Origin of the sequence: Oerskovia enterophila, assembly GCF_044748475.1 — a bacterium.
Lineage (GTDB): Bacteria > Actinomycetota > Actinomycetes > Actinomycetales > Cellulomonadaceae > Oerskovia > Oerskovia enterophila.
This window is the reverse complement of the sequence record NZ_JBIVFZ010000001.1, coordinates 192226-209259: the sequence shown is the minus strand read 5'-3', so window position 1 is coordinate 209259 and position 17034 is coordinate 192226. Positions and strand designations below refer to the sequence as shown.

Here is a 17034-nt window from a genome sequence, read left to right as displayed (position 1 = left end):
GACGCGGCCGGTACGCCAGGAGCCGGCGACCCGTCACGGGTCGCCGGCTCCTGTGCTGTCCGGGCGAGGTGCGCACGGGGCCCGACGGCGGGAGGTGCCCGCGCGGTCGGCTCGCCGCCCGTCGGGGTGCCCTAGGCTCCGGCGCCCTCGTCGTCGTCCTCGTCCGGAGCGGGCTCGCCCGGGGGACGGTTCGCGAGTGCTCGTGCCTGCGCGTGGAAGGCCAGGATCTGCAGCTCGCTGCCCACGTCGACGGACCGCACGATCACGTCGTCGGGCAGCTGGAGGGCGCGAGGCGCGAAGTTGAGGATCTCGCGGACCCCTGCCTCGACGACGCGCTCGGCGACGTCCTGCGCGACGTGCGCGGGCGTGGCCAGGACGACGATCGTGACGTTCTCGCGGGCGATGACCTCCTCGAGCGCGTCTACGTGCTCGACCACGAGGCCCGCCGCCTCGGTGCCCACGACCGAGGGCGACGCGTCGAGCAGGGCCGCTACCTCGAAGCCGCGGGTCCCGTAGCCCGAGTAGTTCGCGAGCGCGTGGCCCAGGCTACCGATACCGATGATGGCGATCCGGTGCTCGTCGGTCACGCCCAGCGCCGACGTGATGTAGGTCGCGAGCGAGTCCACCACGTACCCCACGCCGCGCGTCCCGTACGACCCGAGGAACGACAGGTCCTTGCGGAGCTGTGCGGAACCGACCCCGGCCAGCTCGGCGAGCTCGGTCGACGACGTGGTCTCCACGCCGCGTCCCTCCAGGTCGCGCAACGCCCGCAGATAGGCGGGCAGACGTGTCACCGTCGCGCCAGGAATGCCGGTGTCCCCCAGGGTCTCAGCCACTCGTACCACCCATACCTCGTCATGTCGTCGTCGTTGACGACCTCGCTGTGCTGCTTTCTCGGATCATCTCAGGCTCTGGCCCCGAACGCGGAACGTCAGCCGCTGACGCGCCGCCGGGCGAGCGCCTTGGCGAGCCGTGCGCCGTCGACCTGCCAGAACCCTTGCTGGACCCCGTCCACGGTCACGACCGGGACGTAGTCGCCGTACTCGGACGCGAGCACACCGGTCGGGTCGTCGTCCACGTCGACCTCGGTCCACGTGACCTGCTGCTCGGCGCACACCGCCTCGACGATCTCGCGGGCCGTGTCGCACAGGTGGCACCCGTCGCGCCCGTAGAGCACGACGCGCGGGGGCAGGGGAGGCACGGCCCGGGGAGGGGCGGCCGGGGCGAGCGCCTCGGCCACTGCCTCGGGTCCTGCGGCTCGACCTGTGGCATGTCCGGCGGCGGGTTCTGCGGTGCTCACTCCCCCAGCCTACGCATCCCGGACAGAAGGTCCGTCCGGGTGCCCGGCGTCCTGAGGCGCGCGGGTCGTCGGCGGGCGTCGGCGGGCGCCGATAGAGTGGACGGCATGCCGACGTCTGCACCTGGGTCCACCCATCCGACGGCGGCCTTCTTCGACGTCGACAACACCATCATCCGGGGCGCCAGCTCGTTCCACCTGGCCCGGGCGCTGTACCAGCGCGGCTTCTTCTCCACCCCGGACCTCGTGACGTTCGCGTTCCACCAGGCCCGGTACCTCCTGCTCGGGGAGAACAAGCGCCAGATCGACCAGGTCCGCTCCCGGGCCCTCGACCTCATCGCCGGCCGCTCGGTCGCCGAGGTCGTCGCGATCGGCGAGGAGGTCTACGACCAGGTCCTGTCCCTGCGGATCTTCCCCGGGACCCAGAAGCTCCTCGACGAGCACATCGCGGCCGGTCACCAGGTGTGGCTCGTGTCCGCGACCCCTCTGGAGATCGGCCAGCTCATCGCCCGGCGGCTCGGGGCCACCGGGGCGCTCGGCACGGTCGCCGAGCACGAGGACGGTCTCTACACGGGCCGCCTCGTGGGCGACATGATGCACGGCCGGGCCAAGGCCGCGGGCGTGCGCGAGCTCGCCGAGCGCCACGGGATCGACCTCTCGGCCTCCTACGCCTACGGCGACTCGCTCAACGACGTCACCATGATGCAGGCCGTGGGCCACCCGTGCGCGATCAACCCGGACACGCGGCTGCGTCGCCACGCCAAGGACGTCGGGTGGCCCATCCGCGAGTTCCGCGGCCGGCGCCGACGCGTCGCGAACCGGGGGCTCAAGACCGCGAGCTGGGCGGGGGCGGCCTGGGTCCTCGGGCTCGTCATGCGCTCGATCCGGCGCTCGCTCAAGGGCCGCACCGGCCTCTGACCCGCTGCTCCCCGGTCTGGCGGCCGGCAGGGACCCGACCATCCGGGGCCTGCGGCAGTCCTGGAGCCCGCGACGATCCCGGGCATGCGAAGAGCCCGGCACCCCTGAGGGGTTCCGGGCTCCTGCGGCAACCGGCGCGTGAACGCGCCGCGCTGCTACTTCTTGTTACGACGCTGGTGGCGCGTCTTGCGAAGCAGCTTGCGGTGCTTCTTCTTGGCCATACGCTTGCGGCGCTTCTTGATGACGGAGCCCATGGGTCCTCACAATGCTGGATCGGTGTGCGATCGGGATCGCCCCGATCATGGTGGTCCACGGCTGATCGGGAACCGACCAACACGAGAAAAAGTCCGTCCCTTAGCCTACCTGCTCCCAGCCTGTCGCCAGAAATCGAGCGAGGGTGACGTCGTCGGGCGGGGGGCGGGACACCCTGGCGGGCGCTCGCCCGCCGCCCGGTTCCGGGGCTCCCCGGACCGCCTCAGTCGAAGTGCGCGTCCAGTCCCAGCAACGGGAACACGGCCTTGCGCGTCGCGACGACCGCGCGGTCGACCTCGTCCTCGGGGTCGTAGCCCCGCCCCCACGACGTGAACGCGACCTCGCCGTCCCCCATGAGCGCGGCGGTCTCGCGATGAGCGACCGCGGTGATGTGGTCGCGCCACGCGACCGGCACGGGCGTGGACGGCGCCACGGGCGCGTGGACGACCTCCGCGACGACGTTGGACCACGCGAACGGGACGACCGACGTGACCGAGTAGCCCCCGCCGCCCAGGGCGACCCAGCGCCCCTCGGCGAGCTCGTGCGTCAGCTCGTGGATCCAGCGCACGGCCGTGCGCTGGGCGTCGATGCTCACGTCGAGGTCGCTCAACGGGTCGTGACCGTGCGCGTCGCAGCCGTGCTGGGACACCACCACCTGCGGCCGGAACGCGCGCAGGACGGGCGGGACCACCGCGTCGACGGCCCGCAGCCAGCGCGAGCCGTCGGTCCGGCGCGGCAGGCCGAGGTTGACCGCGGTACCCGACGCCGTGGCGCCGCCCGTGTCCGTCGCGTGGCCCGTGCCGGGGAACAGCGTCGCGCCGCTCTGGTGGACCGAGACCGTCAGGACGCGCGGGTCGTCCCAGAAGATCGACTCGACGCCGTCGCCGTGGTGCGCGTCCAGGTCGACGTACGCGACACGCTCGGCGCCGTCGTCGAGGAGGCGCCGGACCGCCGCCGCGGCGTCGTTGTAGATGCAGAAGCCGGACGCTGCCCCGCGCTGGGCGTGGTGCATGCCGCCCGCGATGTTCACGGCGTGCAGCGCGTGCCCCGACCAGACCGCGCCCGCGGCCTCGTACGAGCCGGACAGGATGCGTGCCGCGGCCTCGTGCATCCCGGCGAAGACCGGGTCGTCCTCGGTGCCCAGCCCCAGCGCGGCGTTCTCCACCCCCTGCTCCGAGGCCGCGTGCACCGCGGCGACGTATGCCGGGTCGTGCACCAGGTCGAGCACCTCGTCGGTGGCCGGCGACGTCCCGACGACCTCGACCCCCGGGGCGTCGAGCAGACCCAGCGCGCGCACCAGGCGCATGGTCAGGTCCAGACGCGTCGGGGACATGGGGTGTCCGTGCCCGAAGTCGTACCCCAGCAGGTCCGGGCTCCACACGACCTGCGCGACGAACGGCACGGTGTCGGTTCCGGTCACGTGCGCTCCTCGGTCGGTGGTCCTCGTCCGGACGGCGGGTGCTCCGTCGCACGGCCCGTACCGCGGCACGCGACGGTGTCGGCGGCAGGCAGGAAACACGGTAGCGCCCGCACGGCCCGACGGCGCCACGCGGTTCAGCCGGTGGGCAGGGGCCGTCCTGTGGCAGAGTTGGGCGACACATCGGCACGCACGGCGACCGGACGACCCCGCAAGGGCCTCCCCCGCCACCCGTCCACCCGGACGAGGACGCACGGACAGCGAGACGGAGGACCGATGCCCCAGGGGGTTTCCGGGCGCTTCTTCGCAGGACGAGAGCTGGTCGACCGCCTCGCCCGCCACTCCCCGGCCCGCCTCGCGGTCACGGTCTTCGCGGCGGTGATCTCGCTCTTCACGCTGCTCCTCATGGCCCCCTGGGCCACGACGTCCGGGAAGTCGGCGCCGCTGATCGACGCGCTCTTCACCGCGACGTCGGCCGTGTGCGTCACGGGCCTCGTGGTCGTCCCGACGGGAACCTACTGGTCCACGTACGGGCAGGTCGTGATCCTCGTGGGCATCAAGATCGGTGGTCTGGGCGTCATGACGCTCGCCTCGATCCTCGGCATGGCCGTCTCGCGGCGCATCGGCCTGACGCAGAAGCTGCTCACGGCCTCGGAGACCAAGACGACCCGGCTCGGCGAGGTCGGTTCGCTCGTGCGCGTCGTCATCATCACCTCGACCAGCATCGAGCTGCTCATCGCGCTGCTGCTCCTGCCGCGCTTCATCGTGCTCGAGGAGACGTTCGGCGAGGCCGCCTGGCACGGCCTGTTCTACGGGATCTCGGCGTTCAACAACGCGGGCTTCATCCCCACGGCCGAGGGCCTGACCCCCTACGTGGGCGACTGGATGCTGCTCATGCCGATCATCATCGGCGTGTTCATCGGCTCGCTGGGGTTCCCCGTGATCCTCAACATCATGCGCAACCGGCGGCGCGCCTCGAAGTGGAACCTGCACACCAAGCTGACGCTCACCACGAGCGCGGTGCTGGTCGTGGTGGCCGTGGTCCTGTTCGCGGCGTTCGAGTGGACCAACGCCAAGACGCTCGGCCCGCTGAGCCTCAACGAGAAGATCCTCGCGTCGCTGTTCGCCGGGGTCATGCCACGGTCCGCGGGCTTCTCGACGATCGACATCAACGGCATGCACGAGTCGAGCTGGCTCATCACCGACGCGCTCATGTTCGTCGGTGGCGGCAGCGCCTCGACGGCGGGCGGCATCAAGGTCACGACGCTCGCGGTCATGCTGCTCGCGATCGTGTCCGAGGCGCGCGGCGACCGCGACCTCGAGGCGTTCGGTCGGCGCATCCCGCGCGAGACCCTGCGCCTGGCCGTGGCCGTGTCGTTCATCGGCGCGACGGCCGTGCTCGTGGCGAGCCTGCTGCTGCTCGAGATCACGGGCTGGACCCTCGACGTGATCCTCTTCGAGACCATCTCGGCGTTCGCGACCGTGGGCCTCTCGACGGGCGTGACGGCCGACCTCCCGACCGCCGGCAAGTACGTCCTCGTCGTGCTCATGTTCATCGGCCGCACCGGGACCATGACGCTCGCGGCGGCACTCGCGCTGCGCGACCGGCGCCGCGTGATCCGCTACCCCGAGGAACGCCCGATCATCGGCTGACCCCGCCCCCTGCTCCCCCTGGCGCGGTCCCGGCTCACGGCCGGCCCGCCTCTCCCGACGAAAGGTCCCCAGGTGCCCGACAAGAAGGCCCCCGAGAAGAACGCCGGCGTGCTCGTGATCGGGCTCGGCCGGTTCGGCTCCGCGATCGCCGCGACCCTCGACCGGCTCGGCCAGGACGTGCTCGCGGTCGAGCGCTCGCCCGAGCTCATCGCGCAGTGGTCGGGCCGCATCCCCCTCGTCGAGGCCGACGCCTCGAACCCCACCGCCCTGGAGCAGCTCGGCGCGCGCGACTTCCCGGTCGCGGTCGTGGGCGTGGGCACCTCGCTCGAGGCGAGCGTGCTCATCACGGGCAACCTGGTGGACCTGGGCACGCCCCAGATCTGGGCCAAGGCCATCTCGGCCGAGCACGGGCGCATCCTGCAGCGCATCGGCGCGCACCACGTGGTGTTCCCCGAGGCCGACGCGGGCAGCCGCGTGGCGCACCTGGTCTCGGGCAAGCTGCTCGACTACATCGAGGTCGAGGACGGCTTCACGATCGTCAAGATGCGGCCACCCAAGGAGACGCAGGGCTTCACGATCGAGCAGACCAAGGTCCGCGACCGCTACGGCGTGACCATCATCGGCGTGAAGTCGCCCGGCCAGGACTTCGTCTACGCCGAGCCGACCACGCGCATCTCCGCGAACGACCTGCTCATCGTCTCGGGGCACGCGGAGCTGCTCGAGCGGTTCGCGGCGCGTCCGTAGCCACGCACGGGGCACGCGTTCTCCCCACCGAGCGATCAGATGTCAGAAGCCCACCGGGGTATGTCCCGGTGGGCTTCTGACGACTGATCGACGTCTCGTCGTCCGGGTCACGTGCCGGCGCCGGCGGACCGGTCCTGGGGCCGCGAGGGCACGCAGGCCCGACGACGTCGCTCAGCTCGCGCGGGTCCGGCGCCGTCTCAGGGCCGCGCCTCCCGCGACGAGGCCACCGGCGATCGCCAGGGTGCCCACGACCGTGACGCCCGTGGAGGCCAGCGGGCCGGGAACCGTGCCGGGGGTCCCGCCCTCGGCCGTCGTGCCGTTGCCCGTGGTCGTCCCTCCGCCCGTTCCACCGCCGTCCGTTCCGCCGACGGCGCTGCGGACGTCGAACGACGCCGACCGGACCGAGGCTCCGCTCACGGGGTCGGTCACCACGACGTAGTGGGGTCCGGGGATCGTCGAGAGCGGGATGGTCGTGACGAGCTCGATGGTCCCGTCGGCGCGCGCCGTCACGGTCCCGAGGAACGTGGGCGTCGAGTGGAGGTGCACGTCGTACGTCACGAAGGGCACGAATCCCTGACCCCGGACGACGAGCGTCCCGCCCGGGACGGGGTTCTCCGCGACCGTGTCGACCGCGGAGAGCGTGGTGATCCCCGTGATGCCGACCTGCAGGCTCACGCCCTCCGGTCCGTGGTCCCCGACCGGCACCGGCGGAGCGGCGACCGCGGGCAGCCCTCCGAGGACGATCCCGCCTGCCACGACCAGTCCTGCCACAGCCCCTGCGAACGTGCGGGCTCGAGCCCGCGGGTCCACGATCCGCACTTGCGCACTCCCTTGTCGCCTCGCGCCCCCGAGCGCGCCCATCCTCCCACGTCCTGGGGCCCCTGCGGGCGCCTCAGCGGGTGAGATTCGGCGAACCGTGGTAGAGGCGGCGCTGAGGCCTCCCGGCCAGGCCTACGCGGTCCGGCGCCTCAGCGTGAGCGTCCCCAGGACGATCGCGCCCAGGATGAACCCGACGATGACCGCGACGGCACCGCGGACGTCGGCGAACCCGCCGCCCGCAGCCACGTCCTGGAGCGCCGAGACGCCGTACGTCAGGGGCAGCACGCGGCTGATGGCCTCGAGCACCGCGGGCATCTCGTCGCGCGGCATGAGCAGGCCGCACGTGATGAGCTGCGGGAACAGGACCACGGGCATGAGCTGCACGGCCTGGAACTCCGAGCGGGCCAGTGCCGAGGCTGCGAGCCCCAGGCACGACCCGAGGATCGCGTCGAGCACCGCGACGAGCACCACGAGGCCCACGGGCCCCGCGACGTCCATGCCGCACACCCACACCGCGAACGCCACCACGACCAGGGCCTGCACGGTCGCGAGGAGCGCGAACGCGAGCGCGTACCCGCCCACGAAGTCGCCCTTGCCGAGCGGCATGGTCATGAGGCGCTCGAGCGTCCCCGACTGCCGTTCGCGCAGCGTCGTGACGCTCGTGACGAGGAACATGATGATCATGGGGAACAGCCCCACGAGGATGGGGCCGAACTGGTCCAGGACGGGCGTCCCGTCGAACATCCAGGCGATGAGCCCGAGCAGCACGCACGGCAGCACGACGAGCAGCGCGATGGTGCGCGGGTCGTTGCGGATCTGCCGCAGGACCCGGCCCGCGGTCGCGAGGGTCAGGCCCGGGCTCAGGGCACGGGGTGCGTGCCGCACCGGGGCTGCGCGCTCGCCCTCGCGCCTCGACGTACCCGTCGCGAGCGTCGCCGCTTCCCGTGCGTCGTGCGCGCTCATGACGCCTCCCCTCCGAGGTGACGCGGACTCCTGGCGGCCGCTGCGCCGTCGGGCACGGGGGTCTCCTCCACGAGGCGCAGGAACGCGTGCTCGACGTCGTGGGCGCCCGTGCGCTCGAGCAGGCCCGGCAGGGTGTCGTCCGCGAGCAGGCGACCGTCGCGCAGGAGCAGGAGCCGGTCGCAGCGCGTCGCCTCGTCCATGACGTGCGACGACACGAGCAGCGAGGTCCCGGCGTCACGCAGGCGCGCGAACAGGTCCCACAGGTCGCGGCGCAGCACGGGGTCGAGCCCGACGGTCGGCTCGTCGAGCACGAGCAGCTGCGGGTCTCCGAGCAGCGCGGCCGCCAGCGAGACCCGCGAGCGCTCACCACCCGAGAGCGTGCCGACCCGGCGCCGGGCGTGCCGCGCGAGGTCCACGGCGTCGGTCACGCGCGCGACGTCGCGCGGACCGACGCCCAGGATCGTCGCGAAGTAGCGCAGGTTCTCGGTCACGCTGAGGTCCGCGTAGACGCTGGGCGACTGGGTCACGTACCCGACCTGGCGCCGCAGCACGGGGTCGCCGGCCGCGCGGCCCAGGACCTCGACCTCGCCGCCCGTGATCTGCTGGACCCCGACGAGCGCGCGCATGAGCGTGGTCTTGCCGCTGCCGCTCGGCCCGAGCAGGCCGACGATCTGACGGTCAGGAACCGTGAGGTCGAGCCCGTGCAGGACCGTGGTCCCGCCGCGGTCGACGCGGAGGCTGCGGACGCTGATGACCGGGTCAGTATTCCCCATGTGAGGAATTCTGCTCCTCGGGAGGTCCCGGCGCAAGACCCTCGTCCACGCCCTCGAGATACCGCTGGATCGTCGGGGCGATCGACCGCACCAGCTCGTCGGGGGACATCGACGCCACGGGCTCGAGGCGCAGAAGGTGCCGGGCGACCAGCACCCCGAGCACCTGGCTCGCGACCAGCCCCACGCGCCGCGCCGCGACCTCGCGCGGCAGGAGCGCGGCGACCTGGTCGAACACCGTCCGCTGGAGATAGCGCGGCAGCTCCTGCACGTGCCCGTCGGCCGACAGCAGCCCGGACAGCACGAGCCGGAGCTGGACCTGCCCGTCGGGCGCGTCCCAGACCGCGAGCACGGTCCGCGCGAGCCGCTCCCCCAGGCCCTCGATCCCGCCCTCGGCGAACCGGCCCGCGAGCGCCTGCGGGTCCGCGACCGCGGGGACGAGCGAGGCCGCGAAGAGCTCGCCCTTGCCGTCGAAGTAGTGCCGGATCAGTCCGGGGTCCACCCCGGCCGCGCGTGCCACACCGCGCATGCTCACGGCGTCGTAGCCCTTGGCGGCGAACTCCTCGCGCGCCGCGGCCACGATCGACGCCCGGGTGTCCTCGCCCGCGGGCCGTCGGCCCCGCCGCACCGCACCAGCACTCATGCCTCGATTCTGCCCGACGGCGGAGCGCACCCGCGCTCCCGGGTGCGCTGCGGCGTCGGGCGGGAGAGGACGACGACGCCCGGTCCGCCGCGACGCAAGGAGACGTCGCGGCGGACCGGGCGTGGGCCCCGGTGCACCGGCCGGCCAGAGCACGGCGCGGGGCAGCCGCGGGACGAGACAGCACCGCCTCGCCCCGCGGCGGTCATCGGGTCAGCCGGTCACCCGCAGTCGAGGGCCGCGTACGGCGCCTCGAACGTCGCGGAGGTGCCGTCGTCACCACCCGTGCTCGCGGTGATCGTGACGACCCCGGCCTCGACCGAGCCCGCACGCGTCGCGAACGACTGCGACGCCGACCTGCCCGGCGCCACGCCCACGAACGACTTGGACCCGAACGCCGAGCCGACCTTGACGTCGACCGGCACGTCCTCACCGTTCACCGCACGCACCGAGACCGTGACCTTGCCCGCCACGCACTTCGCCGTGGCCGAGACCTCGACCGCGAGGTCGGGCTCGGGCTCGCCCAGGGCGGGCAGCTCGATCCGCTGACGGACCTCCTGGTTGCCCGCGGCGTCGGTCGCCGCGAACTCGATGACCTGCGGCTCCTCGGTCAGGGCACGCGTGAACGGCTCCTGGTAGGTGCCCCAGAACGTGCCCGGGCCCTCCCACTGGATCCGGTCCACGCCCGACCCGGCGTCCGTCGCGGTGAGCGTCACCTCGACGCTCGACCCGAGGTTCTTGACCGTGGCGACCGTGACCGGCGCGGTCGCGTCGACCTTGAGCTCGCGCGTGGCCTCGCCCACGTTGCCGGACGCGTCGGTCGCGCGGGCCGCGACCGTGCGCACCCCGTCCGTGTCGACCGTGACCGGACCCGTGTACGCGGCCCAGGCACCGCCGTCGACCGAGACCTCGACCGCGGGGGCCGGGTCGCGGTTGTCGCTCGCCGCGACCGTCACCCGCACGGGCTCGACGTACCAGCCCGAGGTCGCCGGCCCCGGCTCGACCGACAGGAAGACCGTGGGTGCGATGGTGTCCTCGGCGTCGTCCGGGGCCACGACGAACACGGTCGCCTCGGCCGGCAGGTCGGTCCCCTCGACGTCCCCCTCCACGAAGAAGAGCCCGCCCGCCTCGGCGTACTGCGACGGCTCGACGGCGTCCCACTCGACGCCCGTGCGGCTGTCGCGCGAGCCGTCCTCGAACGCGGCCGTGACGCTCGACGGCAAGGTCGGCGCGGTGCCCGCGAGGGTCACGACGCTCACGTAGTCGACCTCGGTCACGTCGCCGGGCTCGCCGTCGCGCACGTAGACCGTGCCCTGGACGGGCTCGACGATCCCCTCGGCCACCCCCGTGACGCCGAAGCTGCCCTTCTCGGCGACCTGCTCGGCCGTGACGTCGGCCCAGTCGACAGCGACGGACGCGACGCGCCCGTCCTCGTAGATCGCGTCGACGTCCTCGGGCAGGTCCGGCAGCTCGCCCACGAGCGTGGGGACGTGCACGGGCGAGACGTCGATGGGCGCGTTGGGGTCGACCGGCTCGGGCTCCTCGGTGCCGCCCGTGCCCCACAGCTCCCACTCGGTGACCCCGACGGCCGAGTACGTCGCGACCGTGGCTCCCTTGAGCGCGTTGAACGTCGCCCTCACCTTGGTCGTGGTCACGGGCTCGAAGGTCGTCTCGTTCGGCGCGAGGCGCGCCGTCCCGTAGGCGCTGGGGTTGACGACGTCCTTGTACGTCGAGGTCGCCTCGTCCCAGTACTGGAACTTCCACGACCCCGGGACCCGGACGTTGTCGCCGTTGGCCCCCTCGCCGTCCGACCAGAACGACAGGACCGAGCGGCCGATCCGGACGGGCGCCTCCCACGCGTACTCGAGCCACTGCGTCGCGGGGCGGTTGCCGTCCCACGTGGCCCACGCCTTGTCGTACGAGCCGGTGTGCGCGACCTCTCCGTCGTTGACGGCGTCGATCGCGTGCCAGCTCGCGGTGTAGCTCGCCTCGGGAGTGCCGAGGAGGGCCACGTTGGCCGGAGCCTCCGCGGCGGCCGTCACGGCCGGGAGGGAAGAGCCCACCGCGGCGACCGCGATCCCCGCGCCGCCCAGCGCCCCGGCCCCCACGAGCACGCCCGCGAGCGTCGCCGCCGTCCACCGTCGCGGACGGGAGAACCCGGCCGCCCCTCGTCCTGCTCGTGCCATGACCGTCCCTCGTCCCGGGGCCCGCAGGCCCGTTGCGTCGTGCCTGTGCGTGCTGTCCGGCGCCGCGTCGCGACGCCCCTCGTGGGCGCTCACGCGATCTTCGCCTTGCCTGCCGCGACCAGGACCTTCTGGCTGTCGCGGCGCGTCAGCAGGCCCTCGGCCACGAAGGTCTCGGCCGTGCGCTGGACCGTCGCCAGGAACGCCGCACGGTCCGCGAACGAGCCCTCGGCCCAGACGACGTCGAGGAACGACGTGCCGTTGGCGCGGCGCGCGTTGGCCACGCCCGAGTCGGTGCCCGCGAACACGATCCTGGGCTCGGAGCGCTCGAAGTACATGTGGTAGAGCGCGCTGCCACCCGAGTACGCCGGCTCGAAGGTCAGGTCGCCGAGCTGGAACACGTTGTCCCCGAGCGCCTTGGCCGCGGTGTCCAGGCTCCCGTCGAGCCGCATGCTGGCGTACAGCGAGAGCTTGAGGAACTTCGTGGCCGCGCTGCGGGCCAGCAGGACCACCGGTCCGTAGTGCAGGGCCTGGATCGCCGGGTTGTCGATCGTGGGCTCGACGCGCAGCGAGAGCGGCATCGAGATCTCGACGCGGTCGCCGCTCGTCCACGTGCGGCTCACCGTGACGTAGGTGCCGGGCGTGGCCGCGAGGTCCTGCGCCTCACCGTTGACCCTCACGGTGAACCCGCGCTGGATCCAGCGCGGGACCCGCAGCCGCAGGTCGAGCGGACCCGAGCCGTTGACCACGAGCGTGCTCGCCCCGACCTTGGGGTACTCGGTCTGCTGCACGATCTCGAAGCCCTGCTCGGACCAGTCGAGCGTCGAGGCGACGTAGAGGTTGACGTGCAGCACGGGGTTGCCCGGGGCGTCCTCGGCCGACCGGAAGTAGATCGAGTCGCGGTACTTGACGTGGTTCTCGAGGCCCGTGCCCCCGCAGCACGTGCCCGTGTTGTCGTACTCGCGGCGCGCGCCGGGGTGGACCGGGTACATGTACGTGACCTCGGGGCTCGTCGAGGACTCGGCGTTCTTGCGCGAGCCCAGGATGTGGTTGAGCACCCCGGTCTCGTAGTAGTCCATGTACTTCGGGTCGAGCGTGTGGAAGTAGAGCAGGCGCGAGACCTTGAGCATGTTGTACGTCGCGCAGGTCTCGGCGTTGCGCGTGCCGATGTCCCCCGCGACGGTGTTCGCGGGGCCCCACAGCTCGCCCTCGCCGTTGCCGCCGTGCGCGTAGGTGCGCCCCGGGACGACCATGCCCCAGAAGTTCTTCACGGCGTCGAAGTACTTCTGCTCGTGCGTGTGCGAGTAGACCTTGAGGTAGCCCGGGAACTGCGGGATGTGCTGGTTGGCGTGCTTGCCGTTGAGCGTGTCGGTGCCTGCGGCCGAGGCGTTCACGAGCGCGTTGAGGTCGAACAGCTTCGCGGTCGCGAGGAAGTCCTCACGACCGGTGATCTGGTGGAGGTCGGCCATGACCTCGTTCATGCCGCCGTACTCGCCCGCGATGTAGATGGCCCACATGCGCTCGAGCTGGTCCGCGGGGAGCTTGCTCAGGCGGCTGTGGACCCACTCGCCCATCGACGTGACGATCTCGAGCGCCTGGGCCGAGCCCGTGAGGTGGTAGGCCTCGAGCAGTCCGGCCATGATCTTGTGGCACGTGTAGTACGGCGCCCAGATCTCGCCGTACGGCGCGTACTTCTCGAGCTGGCTGAACTGCCACTCGCCGTACGCGGCGAGGAAGCCCGGGTGGCTGTAGCGGCCCGTGGCCGCGAGCGCGGCCTGGACCTCGCCCAGCCCCGCGACGATCGCGTCGACCTTGTCCTTGAAGACGGCCTCGCCCGTGCTCCCGTAGGCGAGCGCGACCATCGACAGGAAGTGGCCAGCGTAGTGACCGCGCAGCAGGTTCGCGGTCTGGGTGTTCGCGCGGCCCGGGTAGTCGTCAGGACCCCAGGCGTCCTCGTTGGCGTGCCCGAACCCCTCCCACCCGCCGGGGGCGTTGGCCCCCTTGGTGTCGAGCCCTGCGGTCCGACGGAAGACCGCGAGGATCCGGTCGACCGGGTAGGCCCGGGCGAGGTTGAGCGCCTGGTCCTGCGCCCGCGTGAAGACGCTCGGCTCGAGCGTGACCTGCGACATCGAGAACGGCTGTGCCGTCCATCCGTCGAGGGCGACGCTGCGGTCGAGCGACTGCAGGAAGCGCCGGCTGACCGGCGGGGCGGGGTTGACGAACGGTGCCGGTGCGGCGACGGCTGGTGCCGCGACCGCGAGGTTCCCTCCTGCTCCGGCAAGGGTCGCAGCACCGGCTGCGGCCCCGAACGTCAGCGCGCCGAGCCGTAGGACGGATCGGCGCGAGTAGGTCGAGTCGTGCTCTGACATGTCGTGTCACTCCTCATCGAGTTTCGATTCTTCGAGCTGGTGGTGCTGCAGGACCCGACCGCCGGTGGCATCGAGCAGACGACGGGCGCAGGAGGGAAACCTCGCCCACTGCCGGTCAGGCCCTGTCCGGGCCGGGCGGGGGCACGTCGCCCCCGCCCGGCCCGGAAGTGCTAGCCGCAGTCGAGGGCCGCGTACGGCGCCTCGAACGTGGCGGTGACGGGCGAGGCGCCCGTCGTGCTCGCGGTGATCGTGACGACCCCGGCCTCGACCGAGCCCGCACGCGTCGCGAACGACTGCGACGCCGACCTGCCCGGCGCCACGCCCACGAACGACTTGGACCCGAACGCCGAGGCGACCTTGACGTCGACCGGCACGTCTTCACCGTTCACCGCACGCACCGACACGGCGACCTTGCCCGCGACACACTTCGCCGTGGCCGAGACCTCGACCACGAGGTCGGGCTCGGGCTCGGGGTCGACGGGGGCCGTCACGGTGACCGTGGCGGTGGCCCGCGTCGTGATCGACGGGCCGAACGACCCGCTGACCGCGAACGTGCCGGCCTGCGCCCAGGACGCAGGGTCGACCGCGTCCCACGTGACCGCGAGGTCCTTGGTCGCACCGTCGCCGTACGTCGCGGCGACCGTGGCCGGCAGGACGGGCGCGGTACCCGCGGCCGTCGTGACCGTGACCGGGGCGGCCGAGGCCACGAACGCGTCGGGCTGGTAGTGCGCGAGCAGGCGGTCGTACTCGGCTTGCGTGACCGGGAGCACCGTGCCGTGGCGAGGGCTCACGGGCAGGGTCGCGGGCTCGGACTTGGTCCAGACCCCCGAGTCGAGGTCGGTCGACTCGAACGGGACGTAGCCCTTGCCGCCGTGGTAGCTGGGCTGGTCCATGAAGACGTACCACTTCTCCTCGGTGTTGGACTTGAAGACCGTGGGTCCCTCGCCCGCCGTGAAGGTGCCGCCGTAGCCGTTGGGCTGCCCCACGCCGATGTTCTCGGTGATGAGGTCCCAGCTCGTGGCGCGCAGGTCCGTGGACTTCTCGCTCCGGACCGTCATGTACTTCTCGTCCTTGATGAAGCGGTAGTACGTGTCGCCCACCTTGGTCACCGAGGCGTCGATGATGCCGAGGCCCGTGCCGCGCTTGTTGTCGACCCAGATCCGCGGCTCGCTGAAGGTCACGAAGTCACGCGTCGTGGCGTACATCATGCGCTGGTAGCTCGTGGCGATCTTGCGGTCGCTGCTGTCGGTCGTCGGGTAGAGGGCCGAGGCCCAGTACACGACGTACTCGCCCGCGGCCTCGTCGTAGAACGCCTCGGGGGCCCAGGTGTTGCCCGCGTAGTCGCTCGAGACCTTGACCATGCGCTGGTCGGACCAGCTCACGAGGTCGGTCGACTCCCAGACCATGAGGCTCAGCGAGCCGCGCTCCTGCGCGTTGCCGAAGTTGTTGCCGCCGTAGATCTTGAGGTCGGTCGCGACGAGGAAGAACTTGTCGCCCTCGGGCGAGCGGATGACGAACGGGTCGCGCAGACCCTTCTCCCCCAGGCCCGAGCGCAGGACGGTCTTGTCGTCGTTCAGCTCCTGCCACTTGAGCGGGTCGTTGCCCTGGCTCGCGGCGAAGTAGATCTCCTCGCCGTCGGCCGTGCTCTCACCCTTGAAGTAGGGGAAGAAGTACGCCGCGGGCTCCTGGGCCTCGGGGGCCTGGCGGACCGTCGCGGTGCGTGGCTGGGTCGAGGTCGCGGTGCCCTTGGTCGCGGTGACCGTGAGGGTCACCTCGGTGTCGCCCGCGCCGTGCGCGGGGCGGTGCACCACTCCCGTGTCGCTCACGGTGCCGGGCGCCGAGGACGTCCACGTCAGGGTCGAGCCCTGCGCACCCTTGGTCGGGAGCGTGAGGTTGCCACGGACGTCGGCGATGTTGGTCACGACGGCGTGCTGCGCGTCCCAGGCGGCCGCCTGGGCGTCGTCGAGCGCCGGGGGGACGACCACGGTGAAGGTCCGCGGGAGCGTCACGGCGCCGCGCGTGACCGAGGCCGTCAGGGTCACGCTCGCGGCCGGCCGCCCGGCGGCGGGCTGGGTGACCTTGCCCGACGACGTCACGACGTCCGCGTGCGAGGTCGCCCACGCGATGGTCGAGCCCTGCGCGCCCGTGACCGGGAGCGTGAGGTTGCTCGTGACGGCGCTCGTGTCGCCCAGGTCGAGCGCGGCGGCGTCGGCTCCCGCGGCCGCTGCCGAGGTCTTCTGCGCGAGGGCCGCGACGTCGTTCGCGGGCAGCGCCCGGTCGTAGACGCGGAAGTCGCGGACCTGGCCCTTGAGGTACTTGTCGCCCGAGTAGAGCGAGCGGCCGATGTAGTTGGCGGTCGTCGTCCCGGCGCCGATCGAGGCGGGGGTCGTGGTGACCGCGGTGTTCTGCGCGACCTGGACGCCGTCCTCGTAGAGGGTCCCGGTCGTGCCGGTCTGCGTGTAGGTCAGGTGCTTCCAGACCCCGCGCGCGAGGTTGGTGCCCTTGGTCGTGTTCTGCTCGGTCGACCAGTTGCCGGACGCGATGCCGGTCCGGTAGGCGTTGCCCGTGGTGAACAGGTAGCCGTTGCCGTTCGAGCCGCTCGTGTTGCCCATGCCCCAGATGAAGTAGGGCGTGGCCTGGGCCGTGTCGACCAGGACGTCGAGGTCGACCGTGACCGAGGTCAGGTTCTTGAGCAGGCTGTCGGGGAGCCGGACGTGGTCGTCGGCCCCGTCGAGCGTGATGCCGTTCGCGCTGCGCGCGGCCCCGTTGACCGTGGCGGCCCCGAAGGTCGAGCCCGGCGCCGAGTTCGCGGCCGACGTTCCGCTCGCCTCGTCGAGCTTGTACCAGGCGACGAGCCCGGCCTCGGGCAGGACGGGATCGGCGGCTGCCACAGCGGTGGTCGTCAGCCCGGTGGTCAGGGCGACGGCGACGCTCGCTGCAACGAGACGTCCCCTGGTTCTTCTCACGATGTGCTCCTTCGGTTCGTGGTGCGGCGGTGCGGGTGGTGCG

Annotated in this window: 14 protein-coding genes; 3 read left to right on the top strand and 11 right to left on the bottom strand. The window is 72.2% G+C overall.

Features of this window, described 5'->3' with window-relative positions; all coding sequences use genetic code 11:
* Positions 1-131: 131 nt before the first annotated feature.
* Both ACIPWA_RS00865 and ACIPWA_RS00860 read right to left on the bottom strand, forming a co-directional pair.
* A complete protein-coding gene (locus tag ACIPWA_RS00865) occupies positions 132-836 on the bottom strand; it encodes a redox-sensing transcriptional repressor Rex (protein ID WP_400287751.1) in 705 nt (234 codons plus the stop codon).
* A 95-nt stretch (positions 837-931) separates the two neighbouring features.
* Positions 932-1300, bottom strand: coding sequence for a glutaredoxin family protein (locus ACIPWA_RS00860; RefSeq protein WP_400287749.1), 369 nt, complete (start codon positions 1298-1300; stop codon positions 932-934).
* A gap of 105 nt (positions 1301-1405) precedes the next feature.
* Here ACIPWA_RS00860 and ACIPWA_RS00855 point away from each other — a divergent pair, with 105 nt between their 5' ends.
* Complete coding sequence (locus ACIPWA_RS00855; protein ID WP_056649733.1) at positions 1406-2215, top strand: HAD family hydrolase; 810 nt, start codon at positions 1406-1408, stop codon at positions 2213-2215.
* Positions 2216-2370: 155 nt separating this feature from the next.
* Here the strand turns inward: ACIPWA_RS00855 and ACIPWA_RS00850 are convergent, their stop codons facing one another.
* Entirely contained in the window at positions 2371-2469 is a 99-nt protein-coding gene (locus ACIPWA_RS00850; RefSeq protein ID WP_003792170.1) for a 30S ribosomal protein bS22, read from the bottom strand.
* 221 nt (positions 2470-2690) lie between these two features.
* The gene (locus ACIPWA_RS00845) at positions 2691-3887 is read right to left on the bottom strand and encodes an acetoin utilization protein AcuC (protein WP_248948275.1); all 1197 of its coding nucleotides are present in this window, start codon (positions 3885-3887) and stop codon (positions 2691-2693) included.
* Between the two features lie 273 nt (positions 3888-4160).
* Here ACIPWA_RS00845 and ACIPWA_RS00840 point away from each other — a divergent pair, with 273 nt between their 5' ends.
* Together ACIPWA_RS00840 and ACIPWA_RS00835 are read left to right on the top strand one after the other, a co-directional pair.
* Entirely contained in the window at positions 4161-5537 is a 1377-nt protein-coding gene (locus tag ACIPWA_RS00840; RefSeq protein WP_056649729.1) for a TrkH family potassium uptake protein, read from the top strand.
* Positions 5538-5609: 72 nt separating this feature from the next.
* Positions 5610-6281 carry a potassium channel family protein gene (locus ACIPWA_RS00835; protein WP_056649726.1) on the top strand — a complete coding sequence of 224 codons (672 nt, stop codon included), beginning with the start codon at positions 5610-5612 and terminating at the stop codon, positions 6279-6281.
* Positions 6282-6452: 171 nt separating this feature from the next.
* On the opposite strand, the gene ACIPWA_RS00830 is transcribed toward ACIPWA_RS00835, so the two are convergent.
* The 7 genes from ACIPWA_RS00830 to ACIPWA_RS00800 all read right to left on the bottom strand — a co-directional run bounded on the left by ACIPWA_RS00830 (position 6453) and on the right by ACIPWA_RS00800 (position 16991).
* A complete protein-coding gene (locus ACIPWA_RS00830) occupies positions 6453-7037 on the bottom strand; it encodes a hypothetical protein (RefSeq protein WP_400287745.1) in 585 nt (194 codons plus the stop codon).
* 195 nt (positions 7038-7232) lie between these two features.
* Entirely contained in the window at positions 7233-7964 is a 732-nt protein-coding gene (locus ACIPWA_RS00825; protein WP_354509501.1) for an ABC transporter permease, read from the bottom strand.
* 95 nt (positions 7965-8059) lie between these two features.
* Positions 8060-8836, bottom strand: coding sequence for an ABC transporter ATP-binding protein (locus ACIPWA_RS00820; protein WP_068623769.1), 777 nt, complete (start codon positions 8834-8836; stop codon positions 8060-8062).
* The gene (locus ACIPWA_RS00815; RefSeq protein WP_400287743.1) at positions 8823-9476 is read right to left on the bottom strand and encodes a TetR/AcrR family transcriptional regulator; all 654 of its coding nucleotides are present in this window, start codon (positions 9474-9476) and stop codon (positions 8823-8825) included. Before ACIPWA_RS00815 ends, ACIPWA_RS00820 begins: the two co-directional genes overlap by 14 nt.
* A 218-nt stretch (positions 9477-9694) precedes the next feature.
* Entirely contained in the window at positions 9695-11659 is a 1965-nt protein-coding gene (locus ACIPWA_RS00810; protein WP_400287741.1) for an Ig-like domain-containing protein, read from the bottom strand.
* 89 nt (positions 11660-11748) lie between these two features.
* A complete protein-coding gene (locus tag ACIPWA_RS00805; RefSeq protein WP_400287739.1) occupies positions 11749-14025 on the bottom strand; it encodes a glycoside hydrolase family 127 protein in 2277 nt (758 codons plus the stop codon).
* Positions 14026-14195: 170 nt separating this feature from the next.
* Positions 14196-16991 carry an immunoglobulin-like domain-containing protein gene (locus ACIPWA_RS00800; RefSeq protein ID WP_400287737.1) on the bottom strand — a complete coding sequence of 932 codons (2796 nt, stop codon included), beginning with the start codon at positions 16989-16991 and terminating at the stop codon, positions 14196-14198.
* Positions 16992-17034 lie beyond the last annotated feature (43 nt).